Source organism: Aeromicrobium sp. (genome assembly GCF_025965075.1).
Lineage (GTDB): Bacteria > Actinomycetota > Actinomycetes > Propionibacteriales > Nocardioidaceae > Aeromicrobium.
Genome location: NZ_JAOPXQ010000251.1, coordinates 1 through 10,177, shown reverse-complemented (window position 1 = coordinate 10,177; position 10,177 = coordinate 1). Strand labels below are relative to the sequence as shown.

The following is a 10,177-nucleotide window of genomic DNA, read 5'->3' as shown; positions in this document are numbered from 1 at the left end:
AAGCCGTCCTCGGCGAGCAGGACGTTGGGCACGCCGGTCGCGGTCGCGAGCTTGGCGTTGGCGTGCAGGTGACGGATCTCGCCGTGCACCGGCAGGACGTTGGACGGCTGAACGATGTTGTAGCAGTAGAGCAGCTCGCCGGCCGAGGCGTGGCCCGAGACGTGCACCAGGGCGTTGCCCTTGTGGACGACGTTGGCGCCGAGCTTGGTCAGGCCGTCGATGACGCGATAGATCGCGTTCTCGTTGCCCGGGATCAGCGACGATGCCATGAGGACCGTGTCGCCCGGCTCGAGGCTGACCTGCTGGTGGCTGTTGTTGGCCATGCGGGACAGGGCCGCCATCGGCTCACCCTGCGAGCCGGTCGACATCAGCACCATCTTGTGCGGCGGGGCGGCGTCGATCTTGTCGACCACGACACCGTCCGGGACGTGCAGGTAGCCCAGCTCGCGGGCGATCTGCATGTTGCGGACCATCGACCGGCCGACGTACGCGACCTTGCGGTCGTGCTTGACCGCGGCGTCGAGGACCTGCTGCACGCGGTGGATGTGCGACGCGAACGAGGCGACGATGATGCGCTTGGTGCTGTTCTGGAACACCGCGTCGATCGCCGGCGTGATGTTGCGCTCCGACGTCGTGAAGCCGGGGACCTCGGCGTTGGTCGAGTCGGTCAGGAACAGGTCCACGCCCTCCTCGCCGAGCCGGGCGAACGCCCGCAGGTCCGTGATGCGGCCGTCGAGCGGCAGCTGGTCCATCTTGAAGTCGCCGGTGTGCAGCGCGACGCCGGCCGGGGTCTTGATCGCGACCGCGAGCGCGTCCGGGATCGAGTGGTTGACCGCGACGAACTCGAGCTCGAACGGCCCGAACTTCTGGATGTCACCCTCGGAGACCGTGTACTTCGGGGCGTCCTTCAGGCGGTGCTCCTTGAGCTTGGGCTCGAGGAAGGCCAGCGTCAGCTTGGAGCCGATGACCGGGATGTTGCCGCGCTCGCGCAGCAGGTAGGGGACGCCGCCGATGTGGTCCTCGTGGCCATGGGTCAGGACGATGCCGACGACGTCCTTGAGGCGGTCCCGGATCGGGCCGAAGTCGGGGAGGATCAGGTCGACGCCGGGCTGGGTCTCCTCGGGGAAGAGGACTCCGCAGTCGACGACGAGGATCTTGCCGCCGTACTCGAAGATCGTCATGTTGCGACCGATCTCTCCAAGTCCGCCGAGCGGGATGACACGCAGGGCGCCGTCGGGAAGTGCCGGAGGAGCGTCGAGCTCCAGGTGCATGTGGCTCAAGGGTCAGCTTTCTAGAAGGCCCGCGGCGACGAGTCCGTCGCGTACGATCGCGACCTCTTCCTCGGTCGCCTCGGGCAGAGGGGCACGCATGGTCCGATGATCGAGCACCCCGAGCAGCTGCATGGCAGCCTTCGACGTGATCGCGCCTTGCGTGTGGTGCATCATCGCCCGAACGGCGGGCTGAAGTCGGTGGTTGATCTCGCGTGCGGCCGGCAGGTCACCGGCGTCGACGGCCGCGACCATGTCGGCGTACTGGCGCGAGGCCGCATGGCTCACGACGCTCACGACGCCACTGGCGCCGATCGCGAGCCACGGGAGGTTGACCGGGTCGTCCCCGGAGTAGATCTTGAACCCGAGCTCGTTGATCAGCCAGACGCCACGGTCGAGGTCGCCGACGGCGTCCTTCATCGCGATGATCAACGGGTTGTCGGCCATCGCGGCGTAGGTCTCGTCGGCGATCTTGATGCCGCTGCGCCCCGGGATGTCGTAGAGCATGACCGGGGTGTCGTCGCCGGCCCGTGCGACCTCGGTGAAGTGCGCGAGCAGGCCCGACTGCGGGGGCTTGCTGTAGTAGGGCGTGACGATGAGCGTGCCGTGCGCGCCGATCTTCTTGGCCTGCTGCGCCAGCTCGACGGAGTGACGGGTGTCGTTGGTGCCGACCCCGGCCACGACCGTGGCCCGGTCGCCGACCGCCTCGAGCACGGCCGCCAGCAGGCGCCCGTCCTCCTGGACCGTCGTGGTCGGGGACTCCCCCGTCGTGCCGCTGACGACGAGACCGTCGCTGCCGTGGTCGACCAGGTAGGAGGCCACCTTCTGGGCGGCATCCGGGTCGAGCTCACCCTCGCGGGTGAACGGCGTGACCATGGCGGTCAGCACACGCCCGAAGGGCGCGGCCTCAGAAGCGAGCGGCGACGTCATACCCCCGAGGCTACCGCTTGGCGACCCGCCGCCAACGACCGGCAGGATGGGTCCGTGCATGACGACTTCTACGACCTGGACACCGCGTCGCTCTCGCGTGGCGACGGCGTCCGCGACCTGACCCTGACCGACCGCTGGAACACGCCCCTCGGCAAGCCCAACGGCGGCTACATCCTCGCCGCGATGCTGCGGGGGTTGCGCGAGGAGATCGGCGCCGCCGACCCCATGGTCGCCGCGGTCACCTACCTGACCTCCCCCGAGCCGGGACCCGCCGAGCTGCGGACGTCCGCGGTGCGGATGGGCCGCCGGGTGCAGACCGGCACGGCCGCGCTGTGGGAGGGCGAGCGGCACGTCGCCGAGCTCACCGCGAGCTTCGGCGCGCGCCCCGCCGACGGGCTCACCCGCGAGCTCGGCACGCCTCCCTCGCTCCCCGCACCGGACCGCTGCGCCGACCCCCGCGAGCACGGGATGCCCCAGGGCGGGCTCTTCGACCGGATCGACTACCGCATGGCCTCGGTACCCGGCTGGTCCGTCGGTGCGCCCAGCGGCGACCCCAGCATCGACCTGTGGCAGCGGCTGGCCGGCGGCCGGGAGATCGACTTCCCGGCGCTCGCGCTGCTCTGCGACTCGTTCGCCCCGCCGGTCCTCGAGCTCGACGACCGGATCCAGTCGATGACGGTCCAGCTCACGGTCCACCTGCACCGGCTGCCGCGGCCCGGCTGGATCGCGACGCGGCTGTCGACCCGGCACGTCGTCAACGGCTTCCACGAGGAGGACTGCGAGCTCTGGGACGAGGACGGCAACCTGGTGGCGCAGAGCCGACAGCTCGCGATCCTGCTCTGAATTGCACGGCTCGCGCGGGTCCCGGCGGCTCGTCCGCCCCGCTACCGTGGTGCCCACCCGACAGACCCGCACCGAGGAGCCCTGATGGACCTGTTCGAGATCGACACCACCCAGCGCCTGTCCCGTGAGCAGGCCGCCGCCCGGCTGCACGCCCTCGCCGACGCCCTGTCCCGCCACAACTCGGTCGAGTTCGAGCGCGACGGCCGCCGCGTCACCGTCAGCATCCCCGACCAGGTCGACCTCAAGATCGAGGTCGAGCTCGGCGAGGACAACGAGCTGGAGATCGAGCTGACCTGGTGAGGTGAGCCGGCTGGAGGGCTCGCGCACAGCGGGCCCGGCGAGGACGATGGTCCGATGAATGACTCCTGGTCCGACTTCGCCATGACCCTGGGCGTGGCGGTGCTCATCGCGATCGTCGTGGCGGTCGTCGTGGCCGTGACGGTCAGGATCCGGGCCCGTCGCTCGCCCGGGGCGCAGCACCTCAACCGGACCGCGGCGATCCCGTTCCGGCTGCTGCTCCTCGCGATCGCCGTCAACGTCGCGGTGTCCCGCGACGCGCCGTGGTCCGGACATGAGGACCTCGGCCAGGGGGTCGAGCTGGTCATGCGGATCCTCATCATCGTGTTCGTGGCGTGGCTCGTCGGCGCGCTCGTGCTGTCGCTGGAGGACCTCGGACTGCGCCGTTACCGGCTCGACGTCGCCGACAACCTCGCCGCGCGCCGGGCCCGGACCCAGACGGCCGTGATCCGCCGGCTGACGTTGGTCATCATCGTCGTGCTGGCCGCCGGCGCGGTGCTGCTGAGCTTCCCCGGCGTCGGTGCGGCCGGCGCCGGCGTCCTGGCCTCGGCCGGCATCATCTCGGTCGTCGCCGCGGTCGCCGCCCAGTCGACGCTCAGCAACCTCATCGCGGGCCTGCAGATCGCCTTCAGCGGCTCGATACGCTACGGCGACGCGGTCATCGTCGAGGGCGAGTGGGGCTGGATCGACGAGATCACCCTCAGCTATGTCGTGGTCCGGCTGTGGGACGACCGCAACATGGTGCTCCCGGCGACGTACTTCACGACCACGCCGTTCCAGAACTGGACGCGCAAGCACTCCGAGCTGCTCGGCTCGATCGAGCTCGACGTCGACTGGCGGGTCAGCCCGGACGGGATGCGGGCCGAGCTGGACCGGATCGTGCCGACCACCGATCTGTGGGACGGCCGGGTCAAGGTGCTGCAGGTGACCGACGCGGTGGGCGGCTGGGTGCGGATCCGCATCCTCGTCACGGCCAAGGACGCCCCGACGCTGTTCGACCTGCGCTGCCTGGTGCGTGAGCGCATGGTCGACTGGCTGCAGGCCAGCAACGAGGGCGGGCTCCCCCGGTTCCGGGTCGAGGCGGTCACCCCGGCACCGTCGAGGCGTCAGCCCACGGGCGACCCCCCGAGCGACACCACGGGCCTGTTCACCGGCGACCCACAGAGCGAGGAGCGCGCCGCCCGGGTCACGGGCCAGCTGCCCATCGTCACCGAGGAGCTGCCGCCGCGTCAGCCCTGACGGTCGTACGTCGCGATGTCGTAGCCGTCGTACGACTCGCGGCTCATCTCGGCCCACCGCGGCCAGTCGACGTCCGGGAACCACGCGTCGCCCTCGGGCGACTGGTGGACGTGCGTCACCACGAGCCGGTCGACGACCCCCTCGGCCAGCGCCGTGGCGTAGACCTGCGCCCCACCGATCAGGAACACGTCGTCGTCCAGCTCCGCGGCGCGGGCCAGGGCGGCCGGCAGGTCCCCGGCCACCTCGACGCCGCCGGCGGACCACGACGGGTCACGGGTCAGCACGATCGAGGTCCGTCCCGGGAGCGGGCGGCCGATCGACTCGTACGTCGTGCGGCCCATCACGAGCGGATGGCCCATCGTCAGGGCCTTGAACTGGGCCAGGTCACCCGTGGGCGGCCAGGGCAGGTCGCCGTCGGCGCCGATGACCCCGTTCTGCCCGATCGCGACGACGATCGAGACCGTCGTCATACGGCGATCGGCGCCTTGATGCCGGGATGCGGCTCGTAGCCCGTGATCTTGATCGAGTCGAGCGTGAAGTCGTCGATCGACCTGACCGCCGGGTCGAGCCACAGCTCGGGCAGGGCCTTGGGCTCACGGGTCAGCTGCTCGCGGGCCTGGTCGAGGTGGTTGACGTAGAGGTGGGCGTCGCCCAGCGTGTGCACGAGGTCTCCCACCTCCAGGCCGGCGACCTGCGCGACCATGTGGGTCAGCAGGGCGTACGACGCGATGTTGAACGGCACGCCGAGGAAGACGTCGGCGGAGCGCTGGTACATCTGGCAGGACAGCTTGCCGTCGGCGACGTAGAACTGGAAGAACGCGTGGCACGGCATCAGCGCCATCGCGTCGAGGTCGGCGACGTTCCACGCGCTGACGACGTGGCGTCGCGAGTCGGGGTTGACCTTGATCTGCTCGATGACCTGCGCGAGCTGGTCGATGTGCCGGCCGTCGGGCGCGGGCCAGGACCGCCACTGGTAGCCGTAGACCGGCCCGAGGTCGCCGTGGTCGTCGGCCCACTCGTCCCAGATCTTGACCCCGTTGTCGCGCAGGTAACCGGTGTTGGTGTCCCCCGCGATGAACCACAGGAGCTCCGCGACGACCGACCTGACGTGGATCTTCTTGGTCGTGACGAGGGGGAAGCCCTCACTGAGGTCGAACCTCATCTGGTGACCGAAGACGCTGCGCGTGCCGGTGCCCGTGCGGTCGCCCTTGGCGACCCCTTCGTCGAGGATCCGTTGGACGAGATCGAGATAGGCCCGCATGTTCGCAGACTACCAATCGGGACCGAGTGATCGTGTGCGAAACTCTCCCCCATGCCGAGTGAAGAGTTCGACGCCACTCCCGCCGAGGTCCGCAACTTCGCACTCCTGCAGGTCGGCCTCACCGCCGGGTTCTTCGTGCTGTTGTTCTTCATGCTCGGCGGAGCCGCCGAGGACTACCCGCCGATCTGGTTGATCGTGCTGCTCGTGGCCCTCGTCGCGGTCGGCGCGTTCTTCGCCGAGCGGGTCTGGCTGTCGTCGTCGCCGTTGCCGGCGGACGCCGACGAGCCCGAGCTGCGGGAACGGGCCATCGGCATCTTCGCCGGCCAGACCGTCCGCAAGCTGATCTACTGCGAGGCACCCCTGCTGTTCGCGGTCGTCGTCAGCTTCGTCGGCGGCTACGGCGGCTGGCCCCTCGTCATCGCCGGGTTCCCGGGCCTCCTGGTCCTCGCGTGGGAGGTGTGGCCGAGCCTGCGCAACACCTCGATGAGCGCGGCGATGCTGGACTCCCAGGGTGCCGAGTCCCATCTCGTCGAGAGCTTCCTCGAATCGTGAGCGGCGGTGGTCCCACGGCCGATGTCAGCGCCCGGCTGGCCTGGCCCGACGACGCCCCCGCGATCGTGCGGGTCCAGCTTGCCCGCTGGCGGGAGAGCTATGGCTCGATCCCGGCGATCGAGGCCCTCGACCCCGACGAGCTCGCGGATCGGTGGGCGTCGATCGTCACGTCGCCCAAGGACGCCCGGGTACGCCTGCTGGTGGCCCTCGAGCGCGCGGACGTACGCGGCTATGCCCTGGTCCACCCGTCGTACGACCCCGACAGCGACCAGGTCGCCGACGGCGAGATCGGCGACTTCGTGGTCGATCCCGACCATCAGCGCGCGGGCCACGGGTCCCGGCTGCTGCAGGCCGCCGTCGACACGCTGGTCGCCGACCGGTTCACCCGCGCGGTGTGGTGGATCGGCTCGACCGACGACGTGCTGCGGCAGTTCGTGACGGAGTCGGGCTGGGAGCCCGACGGGGCACACCGCGAGCTGGCCGGGGAGTCCGGCGAGACGCTCAAGCAGGTGCGGCTCCACACCAGCCTCGCATGAGGTCGGACCGCGGGATCATCGTCGACTCCCTGGGCGTGGGGATCGCGACCGGGACGTACGGCGTGTCGTTCGGGGCGATCTCGACCGCGTCGGGCCTCAGCGTCCTGCAGACGTGCGTCATCTCCCTGCTGGTGTTCACGGGGGCGTCGCAGTTCGCGTTCGTCGGCATCATCGCGTCGGCCGGCAACCCGCTGACCGGCGCCCTGACGGCGGTCCTGCTGGGCAGCCGCAACCTGTTCTACGGTGTCAGCCTGGCGCCCAAGCTCGAGCTCGACGCGCCGGGCCGGCTCGCGTCGGCGCACTTCGTGATCGACGAGTCGACCGCGATGGGCGTGACCCGGACCACCCGGCGTCAGGCCCGGCTGGGTTTCTACTGGACCGGGATCTCGATCTTCCTGCTGTGGAACCTCATGACGTTCGTCGGCGCGCTGGCGGGCGAGGCGATCGGCGACCCGCGGACGTACGGGCTGGACGCCGCCGTCGGCGCGGCCTTCCTGGGCCTGCTGTGGCCGCGGCTCGCGACGTGGCAGGGGCGGCTCGTCGCGCTGATCGGGGCGGCTGTCGCGCTGGGCCTCGTGCCGCTCACGAGCGCCGGGCTGCCGATCATCCTCGGCGGCGGCACCGCGGTCCTGGTGGGCCTGCTGTGGAAGCCCCGGGAGGCCGCGTGACGACGCTGTGGGCCGGGATCGGGGTCATGGTCGTCGGGTGCTTCGCGCTGAAGTACGCCGGGCTGTCGGTGCCCGAGAGCGTCCTGCGGCACCCGCTGACGCTGCGCGCCGTCGAGCTCATCCCCGCCGGGCTGCTCGGGGCGCTGATCGCGGTGCAGGTCTTCGCGACGGGCTCCTCGATCCAGGTCGACGCCCGCCTCCTGGCGCTCGGTGTGGCCGCGGTGCTGCTGGCGCTGCGGGCGCCCTTCCTGCCAGTCGTCGTGGTGGCCGCCCTCGTCGCGGCGCTCGTCCGCCAGCTCTGACCCGGTCCCCCGCTGGTCAGAGGCCGAGGATGTCGTCCAGGCCGACCGTGATCCCGGGGCGCTGGCCGACGGCGCGCACGGCCGCGACGACGCCGGGCATGAACGACGTACGGTCGTGGGAGTCGTGCCGGATCGAGAACGTCTCACCCTCTCCGCCGAGCAGGACCTCCTGCGAGGCCACGAAGCCGCGGGCCCGGACCGAGTGCACCGGGATGCCGGCAACCGTCGCTCCGCGGGCGCCGTCGGGGTCGGTCGTGGTGGCGTCCGGCAGGGGCGCGGACCCGGCCTCCGCGCGGGCGGCGGCGATCAGCTCGGCGGTGCGGGTCGCGGTGCCCGAGGGCGCGTCGACCTTGCCCGGGTGGTGCAGCTCGATGACCTCGACCGACTCGAAGAACGGGGCCGCCGTCGCGGCGAACTTCATCATCAGCACGGCGCCGATCGAGAAGTTGGGGACGATCAGGACCTCCGTCGTCGGGGCCGGGCCCAGCAGGCCGCGCACCGCCTCGATGCGGTCGTCGTCGAAGCCGGACGTGCCGACCACGACGTGCACGCCGTGCTCGACGCACCACGTGACGTTGTCGAGCGCGACAGCGGGCTGGGTGAAGTCCAGCGCGACCTCGGCGCCGGACGAGGCGATCAGGTCGAGCGGGTCGTCGACGTCGATCTGCGCGACGACCTCCAGCCCGTCGGCGGCCTCGATCGCCCGCACCGACTCCGAACCCATGCGCCCCTTGGCGCCCAGCACTGCCACGCGTGTCATGGCGTCAGCCTATCGGCGCGGTGACCTCGACCAGGATGCGTGTCGCGGCGGCGACCTCGGCGTACGACGTCGTCAGCGGCGACAGACCCAGCCGGATCAGGTCGGGCTCCCGGAAGTCCGGCACGACGCCGCGCTCGACCAGCCGGGTGGTGACCTCCCGGGCGTCCGGGTGGCGGACCGTGACGTGGCTGCCGCGCCGCTCCACCTCCCGGGGCGTGACGACCTCCAGGCCGGCCGCGTCGAGGAGCGCGAGGGCGTACGTCGTGAGGGTCTCGGACTTCGCGCGGATCGCCTCGACCCCCGCCTCGGCGATCAGGCGGACGCCCTCCTGCACCGCGACGACGCCGGGGACCGACGGCGTGCCGCTGAGCATCCGGCGGATCGTGGGCGCCGGCTCGTAGGTGTCGGCCATCGCGAACAGGTCGGCGGCGCTCCACCAGCCGGCGATGGGCTGTGTCGCGGCGGCGAGGTGGCGCTCCGCGACGTACAGGAAGGCGGGCGCCCCCGGTCCCGCGTTGACGTACTTGTAGGTGCACCCCACCGCGAAGTCGACCTCGTCGGCGTCCAGCGCGATCGGCACGACCCCGGCGGAGTGGCACAGGTCCCAGATCACGACGGCGCCGGCCCCGTGGACGCGGGCCGTCAGCGCCGGCAGGTCGAGCAGCGTGCCGGAGCGGTAGTCGACGTGGCTGAGGACCACGACGGCGGTCCGCTCCCCCAGGGCCGCCGCCAGGACGTCGGCCGTGACGTTGTCGACGAGGTCGGGCTCGAGCCAGACGACGGTCAGCCCCTTGGCCGCCGCGACGCTCTCGACGAGGTAGCGGTCGGTCGGGAAGTTGGTCGCGTCGATCACGATCTCGTCGCGGTCCGGGCGGACCCCGGTGGCCGCGTGGAGGAGCTTGTAGAGGTTGACCGAGGTCGAGTCGGCGATGACGGTCTGGCCCGCAGCCGCGCCGAGCAGGGTCGCGCCCAGCTCGTCGCCCACGCCGACCGGCAGGTCGACCCACGCCTCCTCCCAGCCACGGATCAGGCGGCCGCCCCACTCCTCACGGAAGAAGGCGTCGAGCCGGTCCGCGGTCGCGATCGGCAGACGCCCCAGCGAGTTGCCGTCGACGTACGCCACGAGGTCCGCGTCGAGCAGGAATCGGGCGCGCAGGTCCCGCAGCGGGTCGGCGGCATCGAGCCCGGCGGCGTCGGCGTAGGTCTGCGTCATGGGTGAACGATCGTCTCACGGCCCGGTGCCACCCACCCGGCCCGCCGACGCGCCAGCGGACGGGACGGGGACGCGGAAGGGCCCCGCTGCCGAAGCAGCGGGGCCCTTCGGGGATCAGCGGGGATCAGGCGTCGACCGGAGCCGGCTCCTCGACGGGGGCGGTGTCGCCCTTGTCCTCGAAGACCGGGACCAGCGACAGCTTGCCGCGGTCGCCGAGCTCGGCGATCTCGACCTGGATCTTCTGGCCGACCGAGACGACGTCCTCGACGTTGTTGACCCGCTGGCCACCGTTGAGCTCACGGAGCTTG

14 protein-coding genes are annotated in these 10,177 nt (G+C 71.3%); 7 read left to right on the top strand and 7 right to left on the bottom strand.

Going from position 1 to position 10,177, the window contains the following annotated elements; genetic code table 11:
• Together JWQ91_RS15040 and dapA are read right to left on the bottom strand one after the other, a co-directional pair.
• Positions 1-1,280, bottom strand: a 1,280-nt coding sequence (locus tag JWQ91_RS15040) for a ribonuclease J (RefSeq protein WP_297785903.1), incomplete at its 3' end; no start/stop codon positions are given.
• 3 nt (positions 1,281-1,283) lie between these two features.
• Entirely contained in the window at positions 1,284-2,198 is a 915-nt protein-coding gene (gene dapA, locus JWQ91_RS15035; protein ID WP_297785900.1) for a 4-hydroxy-tetrahydrodipicolinate synthase, read from the bottom strand.
• A gap of 54 nt (positions 2,199-2,252) precedes the next feature.
• Here dapA and JWQ91_RS15030 point away from each other — a divergent pair, with 54 nt between their 5' ends.
• From JWQ91_RS15030 to JWQ91_RS15020, 3 genes are all read left to right on the top strand, one after another.
• The gene (locus JWQ91_RS15030; protein WP_297785897.1) at positions 2,253-3,041 is read left to right on the top strand and encodes a thioesterase family protein; all 789 of its coding nucleotides are present in this window, start codon (positions 2,253-2,255) and stop codon (positions 3,039-3,041) included.
• Positions 3,042-3,125: 84 nt separating this feature from the next.
• Positions 3,126-3,341 carry an amphi-Trp domain-containing protein gene (locus tag JWQ91_RS15025; protein ID WP_297785894.1) on the top strand — a complete coding sequence of 72 codons (216 nt, stop codon included), beginning with the start codon at positions 3,126-3,128 and terminating at the stop codon, positions 3,339-3,341.
• Between the two features lie 54 nt (positions 3,342-3,395).
• A complete protein-coding gene (locus JWQ91_RS15020) occupies positions 3,396-4,577 on the top strand; it encodes a mechanosensitive ion channel family protein (protein WP_297785892.1) in 1,182 nt (393 codons plus the stop codon).
• On the opposite strand, the gene JWQ91_RS15015 is transcribed toward JWQ91_RS15020, so the two are convergent.
• The gene (locus tag JWQ91_RS15015; protein WP_297785890.1) at positions 4,568-5,047 is read right to left on the bottom strand and encodes a dihydrofolate reductase; all 480 of its coding nucleotides are present in this window, start codon (positions 5,045-5,047) and stop codon (positions 4,568-4,570) included. The two genes, JWQ91_RS15020 and JWQ91_RS15015, sit on opposite strands and share 10 nt — an antisense overlap.
• Complete coding sequence (locus JWQ91_RS15010) at positions 5,044-5,838, bottom strand: thymidylate synthase (RefSeq protein WP_297785887.1); 795 nt, start codon at positions 5,836-5,838, stop codon at positions 5,044-5,046. Before JWQ91_RS15010 ends, JWQ91_RS15015 begins: the two co-directional genes overlap by 4 nt.
• A gap of 51 nt (positions 5,839-5,889) precedes the next feature.
• Here JWQ91_RS15010 and JWQ91_RS15005 point away from each other — a divergent pair, with 51 nt between their 5' ends.
• The 4 genes from JWQ91_RS15005 to JWQ91_RS14990 are packed head-to-tail and all read left to right on the top strand — an operon-like array spanning position 5,890 to position 7,896.
• Positions 5,890-6,390 (top strand): hypothetical protein, encoded by a 501-nt coding sequence (locus JWQ91_RS15005; RefSeq protein ID WP_297785883.1) that lies wholly within the window; start codon positions 5,890-5,892, stop codon positions 6,388-6,390.
• Positions 6,387-6,926, top strand: coding sequence for a GNAT family N-acetyltransferase (locus tag JWQ91_RS15000; protein WP_297785880.1), 540 nt, complete (start codon positions 6,387-6,389; stop codon positions 6,924-6,926). Before JWQ91_RS15005 ends, JWQ91_RS15000 begins: the two co-directional genes overlap by 4 nt.
• The gene (locus JWQ91_RS14995; protein WP_297785878.1) at positions 6,923-7,594 is read left to right on the top strand and encodes an AzlC family ABC transporter permease; all 672 of its coding nucleotides are present in this window, start codon (positions 6,923-6,925) and stop codon (positions 7,592-7,594) included. Before JWQ91_RS15000 ends, JWQ91_RS14995 begins: the two co-directional genes overlap by 4 nt.
• Positions 7,591-7,896 carry an AzlD domain-containing protein gene (locus JWQ91_RS14990; protein WP_297785875.1) on the top strand — a complete coding sequence of 102 codons (306 nt, stop codon included), beginning with the start codon at positions 7,591-7,593 and terminating at the stop codon, positions 7,894-7,896. The genes JWQ91_RS14995 and JWQ91_RS14990 overlap by 4 nt, the downstream gene beginning before the upstream one ends.
• A gap of 16 nt (positions 7,897-7,912) precedes the next feature.
• On the opposite strand, the gene dapB is transcribed toward JWQ91_RS14990, so the two are convergent.
• From dapB to JWQ91_RS14975, 3 genes are all read right to left on the bottom strand, one after another.
• Positions 7,913-8,656: a 4-hydroxy-tetrahydrodipicolinate reductase gene (gene dapB / locus JWQ91_RS14985; protein WP_297785872.1), complete on the bottom strand. Its 744-nt coding sequence runs from the start codon at positions 8,654-8,656 to the stop codon at positions 7,913-7,915.
• Positions 8,657-8,660: 4 nt separating this feature from the next.
• Positions 8,661-9,869, bottom strand: coding sequence for a kynureninase (gene kynU, locus JWQ91_RS14980; protein WP_297785869.1), 1,209 nt, complete (start codon positions 9,867-9,869; stop codon positions 8,661-8,663).
• 124 nt (positions 9,870-9,993) lie between these two features.
• On the bottom strand, positions 9,994-10,177 hold a 184-nt coding region (locus JWQ91_RS14975; RefSeq protein WP_297785867.1), incomplete at its 5' end, for a hypothetical protein.